The organism is Catenulispora acidiphila DSM 44928, from assembly GCF_000024025.1.
GTDB lineage: Bacteria > Actinomycetota > Actinomycetes > Streptomycetales > Catenulisporaceae > Catenulispora > Catenulispora acidiphila.
This window is the reverse complement of sequence record NC_013131.1, coordinates 9827740-9850931: the sequence shown is the minus strand read 5'-3', so window position 1 is coordinate 9850931 and position 23192 is coordinate 9827740. Positions and strand designations below refer to the sequence as shown.

Sequence of the window (23192 nt, the reverse complement as noted above, 5' to 3'; positions counted from 1 at the left end):
CCGTGCGCGAAGCCGTAAGAAAACGCCTTTAAATCCCACAAAACGGCAGTACTGCGCCGCGCCGGCCGCCAGCACCGCATAGCCTTGCGGCCGACTGCCGATCACCGACTGCCAGCCGCAGCCGCCGCAGAGTCTCGCCGATCGCCGCTGCAAACGCCGCAGTGCCTTGCTGCCGACTGCCGACTGCCGACTGCCGACTGCCGACCGCCAACCACCGACCGCCAACCACCGACCACCGACCACCGACCGCGCTGTACCGCGCAGCCCTCAGTCCGCGCTCACTGTGGTGACTTGCCGCCGACTGCCGACTGCCGACTGCCGACTGCCGACTGCCGACTGCCGGCCGCCAGCCGCCAGCGCCGATCGCCAATGGCCAACCGCGCCGCGCCGCGCAACCCTCAATCCGCGCTCACCACCAGCTGTCGCAGGCCTCTGATCGTGGTCGTGTTCCGGCGGCGGACTGGGCCGGTGATTCTGAGTTTGGGCATGCGCTCGGCGAGCGTCTGCAGTGCGATTGTTGCCTCCATGCGGGCTAGGGGTTGGCCTATGCAGTAGTGGATGCCGCTGGAGAAGGCTAGGTGGTCGGCGGGGGATTCGCGTGCGATGTCGAAGGTGTCGGGGTGGGGGTAGATCTCGGGGTCGCGGCCGGCTGCGGCGAGCATGGTGAAGATGCGTTGGCCTTGGTGGATGTGCTGGCCTTCTAGTTCTAGGTCCTGGAGGGCTAGGCGGCTTGTGCCTTGGACTGGGGGGTCGTAGCGGAGTGCTTCCTCGACTGCTTTGGGTGCGAGGTTTTCGGGGTCTGCGCGGAGGGCTTCCCATTGGTCGGGGTTGTTCAGGAGGGCGAGGGTGCTGTTGCCGATGAGGTTGACTGTTGTCTCGAAGCCGGCGATCAGGAGGAGGAAGACCATCGGTTCGAGTTCGCTGGGCTGGATTTGGTCGCCTTCGGCGGCGATCAGGTGGCTGATGAGGTCGTCGGCCGGTTCGCGGCGGCGGAGGGCGAAGAGGTTCTCGAAGAGGGTGTGCAGTGCGGCTTGGGAGGCTTGGAAGCGGGCTGCTTGGCCGAGGGACTGGATGCCGTCGAGGGCGCTGCCGACGGTGGCGCCGTGTTCGGCGAATTCGCGGTTGTCGGCGTCGGGGATGCCGAGGAGTTCGGTGATGACGCTGATGGGGAGGGGTGCGGCGAATGCGCTGACCAGATCGAAGCTGCCGCCGGGGGACTCCGCGCGGTCGAGGAGGTCGGCGACGGTGCGCTCGATGCGCGCGCGGAAGGTCGGCAGGGTCTTGGGGCTGAAGGCGGGCTGGGCGAGGCGGCGGAGCCTGGTGTGGTCCGGCGGGTTCATGCCGAGCATGGACAGGTCCAGATACTCGTCCTGCTCGACGCCGAGCCGCCGGTCGCGCAGCACCGTGTTGCAGACGCGGTGGCTCACGGTGGACCAGTTGCCGCGCGCCGTCCGGTAGAGCGGGCCGTACTGGCGCATCTGCCGGTAGATCGCGTACGGATCCTCGCGGCCCTTGCGGGTGGCGAGCTGCGCCATCGGCTCGTGTCGTACGTAGGCGAGGTAGTGCGTGAAGGCGCGCTGTCCGTAGAGAGCGGTGGCGAATCTTGCTGCTTGAGTGAGGTTGGTCATGATGCTGATTCCCGCGCGCCGACTCCGTGCAGCAGCGTCCCGAGCGCGAGATCAGGTGCGTCGAGCGGCGCCAGCTTCCCGTACTGCACGGCTTCCGCCGCCGTGTACACGAGCGCGAACATCGTCTGCAGCAGCCACCAGTCCGGCGTGGAAGCCGCGAGCAAGCCCTGACTCTGCGCCCGATTCAGGACCGACAGGCAGCGCTTCTCCACGTCGATGTAGCGCTGGGTGAGTTCGTGATCCTCGTCGAGGACGGGGTTGCGCCACAGGAACGTCAGCTGCGGACCGCTCTCGATCATCGCGGCGAGCAGCCCGCGCAGCCCCGCCTCCGTACCGGGCTCGTCCGCGACCCGATCGACCGCCTGTTCCCAGATCTCCGTCGCCCGCAAGCCGACCGCGCGCACCAGCTCGTCCCGGGTCGCGTAGTGCTTGTGAAGTGTGGTGCGGCTGATCCCGGCCGCCTCCGCCACCTCGGCGAGCGACGCACCGGGCTGCGCCAGCAAGACTTCCGCCACGACATCGAGCAGGGGTCGTTTCACCGCACGGCGGGGCCGACCCAGAACCCCAGACTGAACAACCATGTTCAGAACGATACGTCTCTGACCGTTGCCAGACAACAGAGTTCGAAGATGACCGCGATCGTCAAACCGAAGCCGACTCCCCAGAAGTGAGCCGTTCATCAGCGATCACGGAGGGCGGCAGCACGGTCGACCGCCGACCGAACCGCGAACTCACCCTGCCCCACACCTGCCGCATCGCCGACGCCGGCACCGCGACCGGCACGTACGCAGCCATCGCCGCGAAGCACGCCCCAGCGAGCGCGATATCGGAGTTGCCCGCGACGCGGTTCACCGCGACGGCGACCGCCACGACGACACCACCGCCCAGCACCGGTCGCCACGTCACCGCCGCGATGCGGAGCGGATGGATGCCCACCGCGCGCAGCGTGAGGACGTACGCGGGTCCGATGACGCCCGCCGCGACCACGATGTGCCCGGCGCCGACACCGCTGATCCCGTTGTGATGCGCGCCGAAGATGAGCGCGGGGATCAGCGCGGCCAGCCACAGGGCTTGGACCGTCAGGAGCGCTCGCGAGCGACCGGCGGCGACCATGAAGTCGTAACAGAGCTCGAAGATGATCCTGAGCAAGCCGAGAATCGCCAGGTAGCGCAAGGCTCCGGCGGCGCCTGTCCACTGATCGCCGTAGACCGACCGGATGATCGGACCCGGCAGCGCTGCCAGGAGTGCGCAGGCTGGGACCGAGGCGATGAGCAGCGGGGACAGACCGCTGGTGAACCCGTCGGTGAGCGTTTGGGCGGAGACGGCTGCGCGCGAGAATCCCGCGAAGGACACGCGCCGTGCCGTCTCGGAGATCGCCCGGACCGGCCAGCTCGACATCGTGAACGCCACCCGATACAAGCCCAGCGCCACCGGACCGAGCGTCGCGCCGACGACCGCGCTATCGGTGTTCATCGTCGCCAGCACGAACAGACTCGCGCCGGCGAGCGGCGCACCGTACCGGACCAGTTCGCGGGCGACCTGACGATCCCAGCCCGGACGCAGGTAGCCGGGAGCCGCGATGCCGCACCCGATCAGCGCGACCATCACCCCCGCCACGCCACCCCAGGCGAAGCTGGACGCGCCCCACCCGCGGAACGCCAGCAGCAGCGTCAGCCCGGAGCTGACGACGAACGTCAGCAAGTCGATCGTCAGCCGCGCCCGCTGCCGGAACTCGCGCATCAGCACCGCGTTCGGGACGCACGCCACGCCGTCCACGACCACCGCGAAGCACAGGATCCGCAGGACGCCGGTCGCGTCCGGCGAGCCCAGCATGATGGCGATGTCGTGGGCCAGGAACCACAGCCCGACATACAACGCCGTGCTGGAGGCCGTCGCGAGCGTGACCACCGTCGGCGCGAACGAGCGCGGGTCGCGATCCCAGCGCACCACAGCCAGGCTGACGCCCAACTCGTTGAACGACAACAACACCGCTTGCGCGACGCCGCCGACCGCGTACAGTCCCCAGTCGCGCGGCGTCAGCGCCCCGCGCGCCAGGATCACGCCGGTGGCGAACGTGCCGATGCGGATCAGCAGGGTGTTGATGAGGCTCCACTTGGCGGCGGAGCGGACCCGGTCGCCGAGCGATTCGGGAGCGGCCTCCGGGATGCCTTCCGGGGCACCCTCTGGAGCGCCTCCTGGAGCGGCTTCCGAATCAGCGTCAGGGATGTTCTGCGACTGGCTCATGCGGCACCTGCCTGGGCTCTCGCGGCGGCTTCGGAGCGTGCGATGCCTAAATAAGCACCCGAACACCCGAACAGGAGGAAGAGCAATCCGCTGAGCATCGGGAAGCTCAGCGTGTCGAAGGTGGCGCTGATGAAGAGCATCACCGCGAACGTCGCGGCGAAGCACTGTCCGAGGTCGCGATACGGCTCGTCCACGCTCAGCTTCCGCCCCAACCGTCCGGCGCGGATGCCGGTGAAGTAGATGACCAGCACGGCCAGCAGGCCGACGAGGCCGACCTCGACCAGCGCGAGCAGGTAGTAGTTGTCGGTGTAGCGGTAGAGGCTCGGGATGAAGGTCGACGGACCGCGGCCGAACCATAGTCGTTGTTTGATATACGGCGTGACGCCCGCGTAGTCCTTCGTGCGCGCCTGCGAGCTGTTGTCGGAGTTGCCGGACGCCGAGGAGAACAGCACCAGGATCGTGCCGAGCAAGCCCGGGACGAGGACCCGGACGGCGGCGGCTCCGACCACCGTCATGAGGTAGGCCGGACGGCGCCGCTGCTTGGGCCAGGAGGGCATCAGCACCGCCAGGACCACGACCAGGCCGATGATCGCGGTGCGGGACACCGTCATCGGGAGGCTGATGACCATGACCGTCACCGGGCCGTAGCGGCGCAGCTTGTTCCGCAGCCCTGTGCCCCAGCGCTTGGCGTCCCCGGCTTGCTGCAGGGCGAAGGGCAGGTGGACCGCGATCACCGCGCCGAACTCCAGCGGCTGCGTCGTGGTCGCCTGCGCACGCAGGTGGCCGCCGCGTGCTCCGGTCGCGGCCGGGTCGACGTTGGTCGCCAGTCCCGGGATGATGACGTGCTCGGTCAGCTGCCAGCCGGAGAAGAACTCGAAGATGCCGATCACGGCCACGACCGTGCCGAGCAGGACCAGGCGGCGCAGCAGCGTTTCGAGGCGGTCCCGCTTCGTGATCCCGGCGGAGGCCACGACCACCAATCCGCACCAGATCAGCATGAGGATCAGGGCCCTGTCAGCAGCCTGCGTCTCCAGAGGGCTGGCCGAGCGGCCGGACAGGCAGATGTAGGACAGGGTGAAGGCGGTGGCCAGGACGCACATCGCCTTGCGGACCGAGCTCGAACCCGGGTCCAGGGACAGCCGTCCGGTGAGGCGTCCGGCCAGAAACCACATGAAGGCCAGGACCGAGAAGACGGTCGCCGGTGCGCCCAGCGCGCCGAGGTTGGCGACGGTCTGGGTGGCCGGAGCCAGCATCACCAGGGTGGCGTAGACGGTCAGGACCGAGGCCGCGTCCCAGCGGGAGGGCTTGGCGTCGGGGTGCACGAGGTCGTGGTGCCGGGTCACCGCCAGGGCGTTGCTGTGGCCCGCGGTGGAACGGCGCAGGCGCGGGGGCGCCGGGGCGCTCACGTTTCGGCGCCCCTCAGCGCGAGCCCGGGTCGCGGTCGGTGACCGCGAGGTGTTCCAGCGGGAGCGGCTCGACGTCGATCCACGGCTCCGTCTCGTGCTCGTGCTCGTCTTCGTCCTCGGGATCGAACTCCGGATCGCGGTAGCGGGGGAGCTGCGCGGCGGAGGACAGAGCGGGGGCGCGGCGGGCGAGGGTGCCGGTGCCGGCCCCGCTGCCGAGGGCAGCGGGTTCGTCGGCGCCGGTGTCGGTGCGTCCGGCGCGTGCCTCACGTCCGCCGCGGCCGCCGCCTGGGCTCGCTGCGCCGCCGGTGTCGTGGCGGCGGGGCAGACCGGCGCGGGCGCGGGCGCGCCGCAGCGCCAAAGACTCGCTGCCGAACACCGCCAGGAACAGGATCGCCAGACCGAACACGCCGGCACCGGCGACGTCCTCGAACTTCGACTTCATCGAGGTGGTCGGCTTCTGCGGCGGGACCACGACCACCGCGCGGATCAGCGTCGAGGGCGGCAGCGAGGCGGTGGTGGTGGTCTGGATCACCGCGAGCTGCTCGATCGCGTACTGGTCGAAGGTCTGCAACTCGGTCAGGACCAGGGCCTGGTCCTTGCCCGTCACGGTCATGGTGAGGAAGGGCCCTGAGGCGTTCGGCGCCAGCACCGCCGAGGCCGGGTCGACGACGCCGCGCGCTGCCAGATCGGCCGCCGACTGGTCCGAACCCAGCCGCCGGGCGAGGAAGTCCGCCATCGGTGTCAGGGAGCTGTCGAAGGCCAGGAACGGATTGCCGGTGCGCTGGTTGGCGCTGGAGGCGGCCGTGGAGTTGAGCAAACTGATCGTCGAGGTGCTCAGATACTTCGACGAGATCATCGTCCACGCCGCCGCGGGCAGCGCGACGGCCACGATCAGCGCGGGGATGGACACGTACCATCGCCGCAGCATGACGCGCAGCATCGTGCCGAGATCCATGGTCCCCCCACGTTTCGCGTTCGGCCTCGCGTGCCGGGTCCGAACGGACACCCGACGGTGGTCCATGATAAGGCCGTATCAGGTCACTGGGAAGGAAACGGACTAGGTCGCCCGTGTGGGGATCTCCCTCCGTTTTCGGGGTTCCGGCCCGAGGCCCGGCGCTGCATCATCGAGGGGTCGGCCGCAGGCACCCGGGCACAGCGCCCGGCCGGACGGAGGGGGGACGAGCATGCGGACACGCGACGACCGCGCCACGGCACCGAGCCGCCGCGACACCAGCCTGGTCGGCGTACTCCGCCGGCGCGCGCGAGCCTGGTGGCTGGCCGTACCGATCCTGGCCGTGACGCTGCTCGGCGGCTACACCGCGACGCACCCGGCGCCCCGCTTCCGCGCCCAGGCAGTGGTCGAGGTCGAGGCACCCTCCGTCGAGCAGGCCCACGCGGACAACCCGAACCCCTACGCGGACCAGAAGGCATCACTGGCAGCGACCGCGGCCCTGATCGCCGAAGGCCTGTCGAGCGGCTCGAGCGCCGCGGAGCTCCACGCGCAAGGCATGTCGGCGGGCTACTCACTGACGCCGCGCAACAGCGGCACGACGCAGGAGCCTTACTACTGGCTGCCAAGGCTGGACATCACGGCGGACGGCCCGAGCGTCCCGGCGGCGGGTGCGTCACTGCGCATCCTGCTCGGCGCCCTGAACGCGGACCTGGACGACCTGCAGAACCGCGTCGGCGTGGACGCCGGCGACCGGGTGCGGACGCAGCTGCTGGTGTCCCCGTCGACGACGGTGATACCGGTGCGCAAGACGCGAGCGCTCGCCGGAGTCCTGCTGATCGGTGGCGGGGCGGCGGCGCTGATTCCCGGATGGGCACGGCGCGAGGCACGGCGGCGGAGCCGGGGCGGGCGGCAGCTGGCTATCGGCGCCGGGTCGGGAGCGGAGTCGGGAGCGGGACCGGAGCCGGTCGGCGCGGTTGGGCGTGTCGGCGGCTGAGGGTTGAGAGCTGGGGATCTCAGGGCTGAGAGCTGAGAGCTGAGAGCTGAGAGCTGAGAGCTGAGAGCCGGGGGTCTCAGGGCTGAGGGCTGGGGGTCTCAGGGCTGAGAGCTGAGGATCTTAGGGCCAGCGTCACCAAGTCCCCCGGACCTACTCCCCGAACAACTCCTCCAGCGCCGTCTCCACGACCTCGATCTCCGGCGTCGGGCAGACCCAGTCGGCGGCCTCCATCGCGGCCAGGAACTCCGGCTCGGGCGCCAGGCCGTATTCGGCGAGGTAGTAGGCGAGGGCGTCGTTCCAGACCCAGGTGCCGTCGGTGCGGAAGTTCATGGGGACCACTTCGCCGCGGGAGGGTTCGACGAAGTCGGGTTCGCTGGCTGTCGTCATGAGCAGTGCCGTGCCTGCTGCGAGGTAGGACAGCGGGGCGGTGCGCTCGGTGGGGGACAGGCGGGGGTGGTCGGGGAGGTAGAAGGGGACGCCGTCGGTGGCGCCGTCGAAGACTTTGGCGATGCGGGTCGCGGTCGGCATGGTCGTCGGGGTCCTATTCCGGAGGGGGCATCCAGGCGAGGATGGTCGGCCAGTAGTGCTCCATGATCACCGATATCGCGGCGTTCAGGGGAGGGGATGCGGGGCGCAGTTCCTTGCCCGGGTGGTCCAGGAGGGCTTGGATCGCTGCCCGGGCGGCGGAGTCGACGGGCAGCGTGGCGCGCAGTTGTTGCAGGGAGGTGCGCATCGCGGTGGTCAGTTTGGACGTGTCGCGCACGATCAGGGTCAGCGGCAGCGGGACGTCGTGGCCGGACAACCGTTGCAGGACCACGGCCTTCTTGCTGAAGTCCAGGCGTTCGCCGGCGTTGAGATACAGACCCGCGAACAGGGTGGTGCGGTCGGCGGCGGTCATGGTGTCCGGGGTCGGGTGGAAGCGGCTCGCGGTCCAGTCCAGGGAGCCCATCAGTTCGGTGCGGTCTTCGTCCGGGAAGCCGAGGTCCCTCAGGCGAGTCTCGACGAAGCCGCGGAAGCGCGCGTACGTCACGTCCGTGGTCACGTTCGTCGGATCCGGGTCCGGCGGCATGTGGTCCTGGCGGGTCTGGCTTCCGAGCCAGGCGGGCAGGGCGATCGCGCGCTGGCGGGCCGGGGCGGGGCGGAAGTGGATGTTGGCGGGGGCGACGAAGCCGTGGGCGAGCATCGTGTCCGCGGCGAGGGTGCGTTCGTGGTGGATGAACGACAGGAAGGTCTGGACCTCCGCCGGGTCCTGCGTCGCCAGCTTGGCGAACAGCGCCGGCATCGCCTTGTCTATGGTCAGGTGCTGGTTGCCGAACCGGGGTCCGGCGGAGGTGCGGACGATGTCGCCGGTGAAGTGGCCGAGCATCAGCGACGTGTTGTGGAACAGCATGCGCTGGTTGCCGTTCGGCTTGACCTCCGGCTGCGGGACGGCGCCGGGCACGGAGTGCGACAGCCGGTCGTCGAAGCCCGGGGCGACCGCGAGCCGGTCCATGTGGTCGGGCCCGAGCCGGACGGATCCCAGATGCGGCTCGCCGTTGACCAGCGTCAGCGGCCGGGTCAGGAGCGAACCGGAGCGAGTGTCGCTGACCCAGACCTTTTCGTTGTTCTGCAGGCGGGTCGTGATGGTGGTCAGAGCCTGCTCGGCGGGGGTCGGCGAGTCGGGGGAGAAGGCGACGGGGTCGTGCGGGACGGGGTCGCCGTGCGGTTCCTGCGGCGCGCTCGGGTCGTGCAAGTTCGGATCGTCTGCACTTGGATCATGCGTGTCCGGACTCAGCTGATGCAGAGCTTCCCGCAGATCGTCGCGATGCGCAGGAACGTTGTCCGCCAACGTCTTCACGGTTTCGTCGTTCAGCAGATCCGACAGCTTGTCCCGCATCGTGTTCATGTGCGAGTCGATCAAATGCCGCTCGAACAACGTGTTGCTGGTGCGGAGCACACCGGCCAGCGTGCGCAGCGGTGCGTGAGCGGCGTCGGGCCACGCTCCGATCTCGGCTTCGGTGCGCGGCAGCGTCCGCGTGAGCAACGTCAGCGCGGCCGTCCGCTCGAGCTTCGTGCCCGGCGCCAGCTCCAGCTTGACGTCGCCGTCCGGCGAGAACCGCCGCCACGCCCCGGTCTCAGGGGACTTACGCTTCGGCGTCGGCCGCGGCACGCCGGTGTCGTCGTACTTGTACAGGTTCTCCGAGACGTACGTGTTGCCCTTCCGGTCCGCCCACGCCTTGTCGTTCGGCGCGATGACGTCGACGCCCAGCTCCTTGGCCAGCTCGTGCGCGTAGCCGTGGTCGTCCATCCCGGTGTAGCAGGAGAACAGCCGGATCGGCCGCTTGTCCTTGGCCCAGGAGTCGTTCGCGCGGACGAGCGCGGCCATCTCCTTGACTGACAGGTGGCCGTTGCCGACGTGCACGGAGCCCGGCGAACCGTGGAGCGCGACCGTGAAGTACCGCCGGTCCGGACCCGCCTTCATCGCGTCGATCGCGGACTTCAAGTGGGCGTCCGCGGGGTGATTCGCGTTGCGGATCCACAAGACCTCATCCGTGCCCTCGGTGAAGTTCTTCTGGAACTGCTCGACCCAGGCGGTGCGCGTTTTGGTGTCCGCGAAGTCGTGCCCGATGTGCACCTGGAACGCGCCGGCGTCGCGCCGCAGCCGCAGCTCGACGATCGAGACCCGGGCGAAGGCCTGGCCGGTGGCGTTGGCGAGGTCGGTGTGCTCGAACTTCTGCCGCTGCTCCGGCGGCAGCGAATCGGTGAACCTGGTGACGGCGGCGTGCAGGTCGTTGACGGCCGCTAGATGCCCGCGGTCGTCGGTCTGCTTGCCCACGGCCTCGGCCTTGTCGACGACGTCCTGGTAGCCGGCGTGGCTGCGGAAGGCGGCGTACTTCGGCTTGTCCATGTTCGTCAGCGCGTCGCCGACGGCGGTGATGTCCTCCTGGTGCTGCTTGATGACCGCGAACGGTTGCGGCTCTTCGTCGACCAGCGCTTCGCGCAGCTCCTCGGCGGTTTCGGGCATATGGATCGCGATCAGGTCGGGCAGCTCGCCGATCCGGTCGTGCGGCAGCCCGACGGCGTCGGCGAGCTGCCGGACGTGCTCGGCGGTCACCTGGTGCCAGGGCAGGTCCGCGCCGGTCGCCAGACGGCCGATCGTGCTCAGGGTGTAGTCGGTGCCCAGCGGCAGATGCTCGGAGCGCTGGGCCCAGTCTCCGTACACCGCCAGGACGCCGTCGCCGTAGCCGGTGACGGCGCCGTCGTCGGGGTGGACGTCGAAGTGCTCGAGGGCGCCGTCGTGGAACTTGATCTCGTGCGGGCCCTCCTCGCCGGTGTGCACGGCGACGAAGTCGGCGTGGTCGAGCAGCTGCCGGCCGGCGTCGGTGAGGTCGACCGTGCCGTCCTCGTGCTGCTCGCCGAGGTGGTATCCGATCTCGGCGGCGTTCGTGCCGGCCTCGCGGATGTTCATGCCGACCATGTCGCGGCGGGTGGTCAGGCGGAGCATGACGCGGTCGAAGCGATCATCGTTGTAGAGGTTCGCGCCCTCGCGGTTCGAGGCGGTGTAGAGGCCGCGGCCGAGGTGGATCCAGCCGAGCTTGTTCAGCGGCTGGATGTGGCCGTTGAGGTGGGCCACGGCGGTGCGGATGTCGACGAGTCGGTAGACGGTGGTGCCGGCCGGGACGGTGTGGACGGTGACCGCGTCGTCGCCGGGCTGGATGAAGGGCGCGAGGAGCGGAGCGACGGAGGCGTGGGTCGGCGCGGCGAACGGCACGGGCTCAGGGCCGCGGACTTCCTGCACGGCATGCAGGACGTGGTCGCGCGACGTCAGACCGGGCACGCGCTCCAGGAGCGCGGCTTCGGGAACCGAGCCGGGGGACAGGCTCACGCGCATGATCAGGCGGCGGAAGTCTTCGGCCGAGGTGTCGCGAGCCAGGGTCTCCAGCCGGGTCAGCTCGTCGGGAGTGAAGCGGCTGAGCTCGTCGCGGGTGGCGTTGTCGAGCGGGATCGCGTCGAGGGCCGGCTCGTCATCGTGAGGCTGGGGCTGGGGCTCGGGTTCTCGGTGTTCGTCCTCTGCGATGGGGGGCGCGGGCATCGGCGGCGACTCGTGCGGCGCGGTCACCACCGGCTCGTGCGGCGCCACGACCGGCTCATGCGGCTCTACGACCGGCTCGTGGGGCGGCACCACCGGCGCCACCACCGGCTCCGGCTCGCCCCGCAGCTCCCGCAGCTTCGCCGCGGGCACCCCGAGCGCCTCGGCGCCGGCGGCGTCCACGTGCACCAGCACGTCGACCGTCGTCGAGCGCGGCGCGCCGCCGCGTCCGAAGTCCAGCCTCAGCTCCACCGGCACGTGCACCGCGTACAGACCGCCGGGCTCGCGGTCCCAGCGCGGCCGGGCCTCGGTGGTGCGCGTCTGGCTGGTCTTCTCGCGCACCTCGGTGGCGCGTCCGAGGCCGGCGCGCCCGCCGACCGTCACCCCGTGCGGGGTCACGCCGCTGGCCGCGAGCTGGCCCTTGGACTCCTGCTTCGTGCTGTCGGAGTGCTCGACCGTCGTGCCGACGTCGCGGTGGCTGAAGGACTCGCGCTCGGCGCCGGCCTTGAGGAACGCCACGCTCTTCGGCGCCTTCAGCGTGCCCTCGACCAGGACGCCGCGCTTCATCAGCAGCGTGCGGCCGCCGAGGTCGACGCCGCGGAACTCGGCGCCGCCGGGCTTGAGCACGTCGTGCAGCGAGGCGCCGAAGCTGCCCTTGCTCAGCACCGCCGTGTCCTGCGGCGAGTGCCGCTGCTCGGTGCCGCCGGCTTCGCGGAACAGCGCGCCGAGCTTGTCCTGGCCGTGCCAGTCCAGGGCGACCGCCCTCGGCGACAGCGCCGGCTTGGCCGGGGGTTCGGTCGGCGGTTCGGTCCGCGGCTCGGTCGTCGTGTCGAGAGCGTGCGTCCTGGGCTCGAAGACCCGCAGCTCGCTCACGTAGCTGCCGTCGACCGTCTTCTGCAGCGCCTCCGGCGGACGGTCGCCGAAGTGCAGGTTCCACATCGGGTGCGAGATCCGGGTGATCGTGTACGTGTACTCGACGTCCTGGCGGTATTCGTCCACTGACTCGCCCGAGAAGCGCAGCCCGCCGGACTCGATGTCGCGCCGGGCGCGGGTCTCCACGTCGGCGGAGCCGCCAGAGCGGGTGTGGGTGGCCGAGACGGTCAGGTGCGGGGTGTCGACGCCGAAGGTCGCGGCGCCGGAGGTGGTCTTCGAGCCGCCGGAGCGTTCGCTGGACGTCGCCACGTCCGCGTTGTACATCTTCGCGCCGCCGCTGGAGTTGGTGTCGTGCAGCACCGGGCGTCCGACGGTCCGCGCTTGGATCCGCAGCTCGTACCGGCCGCCACTGGCGGTGACGATCGGATGCGTCAGCCCGCCGTCACTCAGCTTCCTGATCTGCGAGGCGAGCGTCGGGGTCTGGAGCAGATCGCGCACCTGCTCGTTCAGGTCGCTGTCGCCGAACGCCGCATCGGCCTTGGCGGTCGCCTCCAAGCCCAAACCGCCGTCCGGATGCGCGCCGACCGGACCGAACAGCATGCCGGACTTCAGCGCCGGGGACGGATCGCCCTCGCCGGGCGCCTTGAAGTTCTCGAAGACCTTCTCGGCGGTGTCCGCCGGGAAGTCGAAGTGCTCCTGCCGGTTGTGCAGCTCGCTCAGCGGCACCATGACCAGCGTCTCGCCGACCGTCTCGATCGGGCTGTCGCCGACACCGGTGACCCGGTGCCGCACCTGCGTGCGCACCAGCGCCATCTGCACCGTCTTGGCGGTCATCAGGCGCGAGGTGTTCTCGCCGCGTCCGGTGTTCGAGCCCTGAGCCGTGTCCCGCGAGTGGCTGACCGTGACGCCGCCGGTGAGGTCGTCGCCCGCGCCACCGCCGAATCCCGAGCCGCCCTTGCCCTGCCGGACTTCCACGTCGTGGTCCACCGCGGTACCGGCTTCGCCGTGGCTCTCGACGTAGACCGAGAGGGTCTTGAGCACCTGCGGCCGTCCGGTCGGGGTGACGTCCCAGTGCACGCCCGGCGCGACCCGCACGCCGCCGCCGGAGAGCAGCGGCAGTTCCGCGGCGAAGCGTCCGGAGCCGAACTCCGATGCCAGATCAGGGTTCTTCTTCGCGATCTCGGTGCGCAGCGTGTCCATCCCGCCGCCGTTGACCGCCATGTGGATCGGCGTCGTGGCGAGCGGGGAGTGTTGGTGAGCCTCCAGCGGACGTAGGGGCAGCGGCTTGCCGAGCCCGTGCGCGGTCTTGACCAGGTCCGAGGAGACCCACAGGTGCACGCCGCCGTCGACCGCGCCCTCGATCGGCTTCTCGGCGTGCTCGAGCTTCCAGCTGAGCCTGCCGCCGACGTCGAACAGCGTGCTGCCGCTGAGGCTGCGCGTGTACTGCCGCACGCCGCCGGACACCGTCGAGCGCGACGCTTTCGTTTGCCGACCGGTGATCGTGGCGTTGAACAGACCGTTGCTCTTGCCGACGCCGAGTGAGGTGTTCAGCGCCAGGTCCTGCTGCTTGGAGCTGCGAATCCTCGAGGTCTGCGACGCCTGGTGGACGGAGATCGGCATCAGCTTGTCGTCGGTACCCAGCGACGTGGCATCCTCGGGCTTCAAAGAGCCGAGAGACAGCCGCAGCGGCACGTCCTTGCCGTCGATCCGCAGCTTGACCGTCACGCCCTCGCCGGCCAGCGCGTCGGCGCGCTGCACCAGACCCGGACCGGAGACCGCGGTGACGATGCGGCGCCAGTTCTCGTGCTTGTCGCCGGTGCCGTGCAGGAAGGAGCCGGTCGGGTCCTCCTCGAAGAGCTTCGCCAGATCGCCGGTCGCCTCCTCGGGCAGATGGTCGGCCAGCTTGGTCGTGAGGTCCTGGTAGAGCCCGTCGAGGTTGGAGATCCTCTTGACCTGGCCGAGCGGCAGACCCTCGGAGGTCATCAGGTGCGGGTCGAGGCTGGCGGTGTCCTCGGTGGCGCCCTTGCGCTCCGGCGTCCCGTCCGCGCTGATCAGCCGCGCGTGGTCGGCGGGGCGCAGCCGGATCCAGGCGGTGGCGTCCGGGACGGTGAAGTGCTCGGTCTGGTCGCCGACGGCGATGTGCAGATCGAGCTTGGACTCCATCTGGTAGGAGGCGTTGGTGTCCTCGGCGCGCACGGTGCGGGTCACCGTGTACGCCGACTCCAGGCTCGCGGTCTCGGTCCGTGTGCTGTTGCCGGTGACGCCGAGTGAGGCGCTCGCCGATCCGTCGTGAGACTTCACGCCGCCGGTCAGGCTGGACGGCAGACCGCCGCCGCGTCCGGTGCTGACGCCCTGCTTCACCGTGTGCCGAGCGACGGTGTCCATCTTCAGACCGGCGCGGGAGGCGCTGACCTGAGTCAGGGTCTTGGCTTCGGCGTGGGCGCCGAGGGTGATCGGGACGGTCTTGCCGGTGCTGTCCTTGGCGGTGATCGACGTGGTCAGCCCGGCGCGGCGGAGCGGGTCGGTGCTGTGCAGGCTCGCGACGTTGTGCGGCGAGGACAGCTCGGCGAAGTAGGTGTCGACGTCGGCGCGGGTCTTCTCGTCGAGCGTCAGCCCTCTGGTATGCAGACCGCTGAGGAATCCGTGCTTGAGCTGGTCTCCGTAGCCCGTCCGCTCGCTGAGCAGGTGGTCGATCGAGGGGTCGTCCAGCGGCCGGGTGATGGCGTGCGGAGTGGTGTCGACGCCCTCGGTGCTGGTCAGGTGGTCCTGGATCCGCAGCTCGACGGTGTGCGCCGGGCTGTCGGCGGGCGGCACGTCCTGGAGCCAGTGGCCGCTCGCGGGATCGGTGACCTCGATGTGGACCTGGGTCTGGACCGTGTGCCGTGCGGTGCCGTCGGAGGGGTCGAGGTAGATGTCGCCGCCGAACGCCTCCGAGGAGGTCAGCTCCCGGCTGCGGATGCGCGACGTGCCGGTGTTCGCCCCGACGCTGAGCGGTCCGAAGCCGGTCTTGATGCCGCCGTCGACGGTCAGGGTGCGGCTGGTGCCGTGGCTGGCGCCGCCGTCGTCGCCGGTGCGGAACATCCGGCTCTCGTTCTTGGCGGTCGCCGCGGATTCCTCGACCCGCTCCGGATCGCTGGTGAGCAGGGCTTTGAGACGCACGGCGTAGGCATGGCCGTCGCGGGTGACGCGCAGCGTCAGACCGCCGTCGGCCATCGCGCCGAAGCCCTCGCGCAGCTCGGTCGGCAGCCCGACTTCGAAGTGCAGCGGTCCGCGGCCGGGAATCAGGGCTCGTAAACGCGTCTCGATCTGCTCGTGACCGCCGAAGTTGGTCGGGGTGAACAGTCCCGGCAGCTTCTTGGCGTGGGCACGCGAGGCCGCTATGTGCTCGGGCGGGAGGTCGTGGCCGAGCGCCGGTCGCGGGGTGTCGGCGCCGTGCAGCCGGCGGCGCATTGGACCAGCGAGGAAGTCCGGGTTCTGATACCGGCCGTCGCCGGAGCCGGCGGCGCTGAGCAGCCGCTTGAAGGAGTCGGCGTCGGTGCCGCTTTCGTCGGCGTGCGGACGCAGGCGGTTCCCGAGCTGGCGGTAGAACGTCTCGGGATCGCCCTGACCGCGCCGGTCGTAGGAGGAGTGCGCGAGCTTGGCGACCTGCATGGCGCGGCGCATGTTCCGCACGGTGCCGACGTCCGGGTTCGCCGGCGCGTGCTCGCCGAAGGCGTGGTAGTAGAGCAGGGCGGCGTCGCGCTCGATGGCGTGCCGGTCGGACCACGGGACGTAGGCCTCGTAGCGCACGCGCGACCAGGGCGCGCGGACGAAGCCGCCGTCGTCGTGGGACAGCGCGCCGTCCAACGCGCTCAGGCTGCCGCCCTTACGGGCCCGGTTCGCCGCCGCAGCCAGGGTCCTGACACCGGCCTCGACATCGTGGCCGGGACCGAGGAGCTGGTGGACCAGATCGGTGAAGTCCGAGACCTGCGGTTCACGGCGGGGGTCGGTGAAGGCCGGGAACTTCGTGAGGTTGACCGCGGCGAGCTTCTTCAGCCCTTCCGGCGGGACGAAGCCGCCGAGGCTGTCGGACAGGGTCTTGGCCTGATCGTCGGTGATCTCGGTGCGGGGGCGCAGGGGAGCGGTGCGCGCCGGACGCGGTGTGGTGGGAGTGGTCGCGGCATCGCGGGTTTCAAGATGGCGCGCCATCGCCGAGGCGGACAGGCGCTGGTTCGGATGCGCCGCCCGGAACGAGCCGACGTTGGTGCTGAGGCGCTGGACGAACGCGAGCTGCGATTCGTCGCTGCCGCGCTGAAGACCGAGTTGGCGACCGAGGTTTTCCAGGTCGGCGTAACGGATGGGGCGTTCCAGCGCGGCGGCGTGCGCGGGCAACACTTCGCGGTGAGTCTCGACGGTCTTCCACAGAGCGCTGAGTTGCGTGTGGGCTGCGGGGTCGACGGGGTCCGCGGGATGGAAGCCCATGTCGTCGGCGACGGTCAGGACGTCGGTCCAGGTGCGGGCCTCGTGCTCGGTCGGCAGACGGTCCGAGGTGAATGCGCGCGGTACTTCGCCGGTCTGGGTGTCGCGGGCCTTCGCGTACTCCAGGTGCGTGCGCCAGGCGTGTTCGTCGATCGGGCCGAGGGTCTTGAGCGCGGTGTACTCGTCGCTCAGCTTCCTGATGCGGTCCGGGGTGATGGTCGCGTCGGGTCCGAAGCGGTGGCGGACCAGGTCCTGGACATGCGAAGGCCGGACCGTGCTGCTTCCCTGCTCGGTGCGCGCCAGCATCATGACGTTGTGCGCCTGGCGGATCGACGGCACGTCGGAGGGCGCGGTGTCGGGGAACAGCGAGCGGTGGATGGCTGACAGGTTGTGCGCCGTGACCGCGTCGACGGACAGGCCGGCGCCTCTCGCGTTCGCTGTGACCGGGTCATAGACATACGCCGAGGGAGTCATGCCGGGCGGCTGTGCGTCGTATCCGCCGTGCTGCGACCGCGACCGCGAGCCGGAGAGCACGTGAAGGGCCTGATTCACCTCGGAACCGGCCGGTGCGTGCTGGAACATCCATTGCACGGTGTCCGGGGTGAGCACCTTGTCGAGCGCGGTGCGCGCGGATTCCGAGACCTCGAAGGCCTTCTCGCTGTCGCCGCCGGTCTGGCTGATCAGGTGGCGCCAGTCGTTCACGATCTTCTGCGTGACGGGGTCCGCGCCGGCCAGCGTGTCGCCGAACGACCCGGCGAGGGCGCGGCTCAGCACGGTCAGTGCGGGCTTGCGGCCGAGGTAGTCGTATTCGGTGTCCAGGCGGATGGGGGTCCTGGAGACGCCGCCGTCGGCTTGCACGGAGTGCGGCGAGAAGACGCGGTACGCGCCGTCGGCTTCCTTGACCGGCTTGTACGTGCCGTCGGGGCGGCGAACCAGGGTGCTGGCATACGGCTTGCCGTTGAACACGCCCCACACGACCGTGTTCGGTGCCTTGACCTCGACGCCGAGCAGGTCGGCGAGCTGCTGGGCGAAGCCCTCGTCGTGCTCGCCGGTGTTGCAGGCGATCAGGCGGATCGGGCGCGGGTTGGCGGCCCACTCCGGGGTGTGCTGGAGCAGGTTGGCCATGTCGCGCGCCGAAAGGGTCGCCTTGCCGACGTGGACCTGCTGCGGCGAGCCGTGCAGGACGACCGAGAAGTGGTCGGGGTCGGGCAGCATCGTCCTGGACGTGGCGTGCGTCTGCATGTCGTGCTGGGACTGCGGATCGCGGATCCAGATGCCGCTGCCGTCGGGGCGCGCCTCGACGTACTCGGCACGGAAGCGCGCCGCCTCGTCGGGGTGCTGGAACGCGGGCAGGTCGCGCTTGTCGATCTCCGGGTCCGCGCCGTATTTGCGCAGCTCGTCGGACAATCGGCGATGGAAGCGCGAGCCCTGGATGGACGTGCGCACGTCGTCCGGTTGCAGGTGGGCGATGTTGATGTGCAGCTGGCGCAGGATGTCGCGGCGTTCCGGATGCTCCGCCGCGGCGCCCGCGTGCCCGATCAGGTCGCGGAAGTGCGCCGGTGGCAGATGGGAGACGAGCGGACCGAGTTCGTCGAACTCGCGCGTGGTCTCCACGGCGTCTTCGTGGAACCACTTCAGGGTCGCGGGCGGTTCGGGATACGGCGTGCCGTAGTGCGGATCGTCGGTGGCAGAGGGCTGATGCGGTTCGTCCGGCTGCTCGTGGACGTGCCGAACCAGCTCGTCGATGGTGACCTTGCCGGTTTCCGGGCTCAGCGCGTAGGCCCGGTCCGCCATGTTCTGAGTCCAGGCCTTCGGATCCGTGACGGTTCCGAGCTCTGGATGCCGTCCGGCTAGCTGGTTGCGGAACTCGGCCATGTCCTGGAGCGTCAGCGGCCGGTCGGAGACGGCGTTGCCCGGCGTCTTGCGGTAGAGCCCGACCAGCTTCCACAGCCCGCGTTCCTGCTCGGGGCTCACCTCTCCGAGTTCCTTCTTCAGCGCCATCACGTCCACCGCGCGGTCCCAGCGGGCGGCGTGCTGGGCCGCGGAGAGCCTGAGCAGTTTGCGGGACGGCGGCCGGGGGCTCATGCTGCCGGCGAACTTCTCGGGGTCCTCGCCCTTGGGGATCGCTTTGGCGTACTCGGCGTGGCGCCGGTAGGCGCCCGGGGTCAGGTCGCCGCGGCGCGTGACGGCGGTGTGGTCGCCGATCAGCGTCGTCAGGTGCGCGGGGTCGTAGTTGCCCTCGTCGCCGATCCGGAACTCGACCAGGTCGCGCAGCGCCTTGGGCACCCACATCGGATCGGTGCGGGTGTCGCCGGGCGAGGTGGCGTGCAGCAGGTCCAGGACCTTCGCGGCGTCGCGCACCTGGTCCGCATCCGACATGAAGGTGTCGCCGAACAGCAGCTTGTGGACGCGGGAGATGTCGCGCGCCTGCTCCGGCTCGATGTTCCGGAGTTCGGCCCGGGTCAGGGTCTGGCGCAGCTGGCGGTCCTCCGGCAGGAGGGAGAAGTCGTGCCCGACCTCGGTGTGCGTGGTGGCGTTCGGGAACAGGCCGCTGTCGTGCAGATAGTCCTTGATCGGACGCGGGATCGACTGGTTCCGGCCGATCGAGTCGCCCCTCTTGGACGGCGTCTGGAAGCGGCCGGAGACGACGATGTCAGGCTTCGGATACTCGTGGTTCGGCCAGGTCTCGTGCATCGTGTGCAGGACGGCGTGCCAGACCTGCTCCCGGTGCTCCGGCGCGGCCTTGTCGACGATGTCCATGACCGAGGGCAGGTGCAGCACGCCTTCGCGGTTGACCACCTCGCGGTGCAGGACGGTGACCGCCGCCTGGACGGTCTTGGCAGGGTCCAGATACGTCGGGACGTGCTCGGCCGCGGTGTCCGGTTCGGCGTGCTCCGCCTCGGTGCCGGCGGGCGGCTTGGTGGCGTCGGACAGCCAGCTCGACTCCGAACCGGTCTCCAGGTGCTCCTTGGTGATGGTGGTGAACCAGTGGCGTGGCGCCTGCGCGCCGCCGTCGGGCGCCCCGGCTCCGCGCGCCAGCTTGTCGAAGGACCAGGCGGTCGGGCCGGTGCGGGTGATGACCTCGCTGCGGACGTCGCGGCTGGAGAACCGGACGTGGTCCTGCAAGGGCTTGAAGGCCTCGAACAGGTCAGCCTTGCCGCGCGCGTGCTTCTCGGCCATCACCTCGCGCAGCGGGGCGGTGTAACGCTCCTTCAGGCTGGCGCGGTAGTCGTGCACGATCCGGTTGCCCGGCGGGGCGATGAAGGCCGAGTTGTTGATGCTGCCGTTCAGGCTGGAGATGCCGAACTGGCCGTGCGCCTGGTCGCCCTCGACGGTGTCGACCAGCTCGGCGAGCTTGTCGGTGGCCTTGTTGTCGCCGTCGGTGTAGACGCCGCCGAAGCGGTGCAGGATGTCCAGACGGAGCAGGTCGCTGGCGCCGGCGTAGCCGGATCCGGTGGTGCGGGCGCGTTCGGTGGCGATCTCGGTGTGCAGCTCGGCTTTGTCGCCGCCGGCGAAGACCTCGTCGAGGTTGGCGAGCTTGACGTTGTGGTCGCCGGCCCAGTCCAGCATCTGCTGGACGTGCTCCTGGCGCTCGGTGCGCGGGGCGTCCGGATCCAGCGCGCGGAGCTGGTCGATCTCGTTGCGGGGGACGTCGGTCCACAGCACCGAAGTGAAGCCTGTCTTGTCGGCGTTCGCCCCCATGGTCTTCATGAAGTTGGCGCGGTCGCCCTTGTCGGCGTGCAGCGGTCCGCCGAGCCAGATGCTGTGCAGGAGCTTGGGGATCCGAGGCGGGGTGTGCGCGGTTCCGGCTCCGGTGAACAGGTCGCCGAGGTCGTGCGGCGGGCCGTCGGGGCGGGCCAGGTCGATTCCGTCGAAGAACTTCGCGGAGTTCTCCGGCGGCAGGTTGTCGAGGTGGTGGGCGGCGAGGAAGGCGGGCTTGTCCGGGACGGCGCGGACGCCCATGACGTCCGGGCCGGCGGTGGATTCGAAGCCGTCCGCGGGCCGGGGCGGGGCGTTGTGCGCGTGGCCGGCGCGCTGCATCAGGGTACTGACGTCCTGGTGCGGCTCGTGCGGGGTGGTCGGGCGCGGGGGGCGGTGGGCGGCGACGCCGGTGTCGGTGCCGGTCTGGTCGTGCGCGCCGCCGGCCAGGCGGTGCAGGGCGTTGCCGACCGAGCCGGTGGGCTTGCGGGACAGGGCGCTGTGGCCGCCGCGCGAGGAGACCGGGACGCGCCGCGCGGGTTGCTTGGGTGCGGTGTCGGAGGACGTGGAGGGCTTAGAGGGCTTGGAGGCGTCGTCGGGTGAGGTACGCCGCGCCGGCTTCGGGCGGTCGCCGGGCAGCGGGTGCGGGGTGCGCCGGCTGAGCTTGGACAGCGGCTTCGTCTCCGGGCGCAGGGCGCGGTAGTGGTTGCGGCCGTCCTCGGTGGTGACCCGGTGGACGTAGACCCGCTTGGCGGAGTCGCCGTTGAGGTGGAAGGCGGGCTTGTCGCCGCTGACCACGACCACGTCCAGGCCCAGGGTGTGCGCGACCGCCTGGAGCATCTCGCCGCCGAGCGGGGTCTCGGCCAGGGTGCGCTCGCGGATCGCGTAGTCGAGCAGGTCGCGGTGTTGCGGGACGTCGCCGCCGGCTTCGACCTTCGCCTTGGCGTAGGCGGTGAGCTGGGCCATGCCCTTGTCGCCGTCGGCGGAGTAGTGGTTCTCCAGTGCGGACAGGACTGTCGCAGGGTCCTGTTCCAGGCGGTTGTTGAGCTCCCGGATCGGGTCGGCGACGGGCCGGGGCGCCGGGGTGGCCAGGTCCAGGGCGTCGAGGTGCGAGCTCGACGATGCCTTGGGCGGGCCGAGGCGGTCCAGGACGGTGCGGGCGCCGTCGGCGGACAGCTCGCCGAGCAGGACGCCGGAGCCGGGGCGGGTGTCGGTGCTGTTTCCGGTGACCTGGTCGGCGATGCGGTTGCGGAACTCGCGCATATCGCCGGGGTCGTTCAGGTTCAGGCCCTCGGCGTGGATGCTCTGCTTGGCCACGCCCTGGCTCAGCGCCGAGTCGGCGAGCGAGGCGACGGTGCAGTCGCCTTCGCCCGCGACCTCCTTGGAGACGAACTTCTCGCCGCCGCTGCCCAGTGCGAGGCGGACTTCGGGCGGTTCGCCGCCGACGATCGGCTCGCTGACGGTCTGGCGCGGGTCGTAGACGGAACCGAGGTGGTCGACGCTGCCGTCCGGGTGGACCATGCGGAAGCCGGAGCCGCCGTCGGTGCCGGGGACGCGGATCGAGCCGTAGGGACCGGTCTCGACGGCGCCGTGCGGGACGACTATGTCCACGCCCTTGTCGGCGGCGAGGGTGCGTATACCGTCGAGCTGGGTCGGGGGGACGTCTTCGAGCACGGTGAAGCGCGGCTTGGGGGCGCCTTCGGGGTGGTTCTCCAGGGCCTTGTCGATGACCGGGCCGAGGCGTTCGTTCAGGGGCGGGGTGCCCTCGGGGTGCGTGACGTCCGGGTCGCCGTACCAGACGGTCTTGGTGCCGTCGGTCGAGCCGGGTTGGCGGCGGATGTTGAAAGAGAAGTCATTCGTGCCGGTCTTGTCCTCTGTGTAGGCGCTGTTAAGGCGGACCCAGCTGTCGCCGTTGAGGAAGTCCTCGTTCATGTGGAAGTCGTCGAACGGCTTGACCTTGACGCCGGGCGCGCGGTGCAGACCGCCCATCGCCGCGCCGAGCGCCGCGCCCTGGAGCAGGCTCAGGCCGTCGATCGGCTGGCCGTTGATGCCGTCCATGATCAGCGAGGTCACGGTGTTGTTGGCGACCTGCGTGGCCATGTTGGCCCACTTGGGCGGTGCCCAGACCAGCTTGGAGGCGTCGGTCACGCCGGCCTCGGCGGACTTGAAGAACTTCGGGGCGCCCTTCATCAGGGCTCCGGTGAGCGCGCCGTCCACGGCGCCGCCGATGGCGCCCATCTCGATGGTGTTCAGCGACAGGTTGCCGTCGAAGCCGGAGCGGTCGCGCTTGACCAGGACCTGGTAGCCCTGCACCGCGAGGTCGCCGGCCTCCATCATCGCGGTGTTGGTGACGACCTTCTCGACCATCTGCGTCAGCAGCTTGGGCACGGTGGTACGGATCGCGGCGACCCCGGCCTCGGCGATCGCCATCGTGGCGCCGAAGGTCTCCGGGGCGTTGGCGATGGCCTCGGCGATCATCGGCGCCATGATCGCCATGTTGATGACGGCGGTGCCCTTGCTGTACTCGGCTTGCAGGGCGGCGTCGTGGATCTCTATGGCCATCGCCCGGGCACCGACGGACATGCCGGGCATGCCGTTGTTGACGACGTCGCGCAGGTTGTCGGTGTACTGCGTCATCGCCGGGCCCGCGTTGGACACGTTGGCCAGCCGGACCGTCTCGACCATGTTGGAGTTGACCGAGTCGATCTTGGTGCTCAGGTTGTTCACGTGTTCGCCGAACGCGGCGATCTTGTCCTCGTCGGCGTCGGGCCACTCGGAGCCGGTGAGCTTGAAGAGCCAGCGCAGCGGCTCGGGGAGGTCGATGCCCATGTCAGGATGCCAGGGTTCTGTCAGGGTCCGGTCAGGCTTC

At 70.2% G+C, this 23192-nt stretch carries 8 protein-coding genes; 1 reads left to right on the top strand and 7 read right to left on the bottom strand.

Features of this window, described 5'->3' with window-relative positions:
- Positions 1–398: 398 nt before the first annotated feature.
- From CACI_RS41975 to CACI_RS49415, 5 genes are all read right to left on the bottom strand, one after another.
- Entirely contained in the window at positions 399–1628 is a 1230-nt protein-coding gene (locus CACI_RS41975; RefSeq protein WP_015797042.1) for a cytochrome P450, read from the bottom strand.
- A complete protein-coding gene (locus tag CACI_RS41970; RefSeq protein WP_049871901.1) occupies positions 1625–2143 on the bottom strand; it encodes a TetR/AcrR family transcriptional regulator in 519 nt (172 codons plus the stop codon). Before CACI_RS41970 ends, CACI_RS41975 begins: the two co-directional genes overlap by 4 nt.
- Positions 2144–2270: 127 nt before the next feature.
- Positions 2271–3872, bottom strand: coding sequence for an oligosaccharide flippase family protein (locus CACI_RS41965; RefSeq protein WP_015797040.1), 1602 nt, complete (start codon positions 3870–3872; stop codon positions 2271–2273).
- The gene (locus CACI_RS41960; RefSeq protein ID WP_015797039.1) at positions 3869–5278 is read right to left on the bottom strand and encodes an O-antigen ligase family protein; all 1410 of its coding nucleotides are present in this window, start codon (positions 5276–5278) and stop codon (positions 3869–3871) included. Before CACI_RS41960 ends, CACI_RS41965 begins: the two co-directional genes overlap by 4 nt.
- A 13-nt stretch (positions 5279–5291) precedes the next feature.
- Positions 5292–6233 (bottom strand): hypothetical protein, encoded by a 942-nt coding sequence (locus CACI_RS49415; RefSeq protein ID WP_041540778.1) that lies wholly within the window; start codon positions 6231–6233, stop codon positions 5292–5294.
- Between the two features lie 229 nt (positions 6234–6462).
- Between CACI_RS49415 and CACI_RS41950 the strand changes: the two genes are divergently transcribed.
- Positions 6463–7224 (top strand): hypothetical protein, encoded by a 762-nt coding sequence (locus CACI_RS41950; RefSeq protein WP_015797037.1) that lies wholly within the window; start codon positions 6463–6465, stop codon positions 7222–7224.
- 150 nt (positions 7225–7374) lie between these two features.
- On the opposite strand, the gene CACI_RS41945 is transcribed toward CACI_RS41950, so the two are convergent.
- A complete protein-coding gene (locus CACI_RS41945; protein ID WP_015797036.1) occupies positions 7375–7752 on the bottom strand; it encodes a hypothetical protein in 378 nt (125 codons plus the stop codon).
- Between the two features lie 13 nt (positions 7753–7765).
- Positions 7766–23152, bottom strand: a complete 15387-nt coding sequence (locus tag CACI_RS41940) for a WXG100-like domain-containing protein (RefSeq protein ID WP_015797035.1) — start codon at positions 23150–23152, stop codon at positions 7766–7768.
- Between the last annotated feature and the right edge of the window lie 40 nt (positions 23153–23192).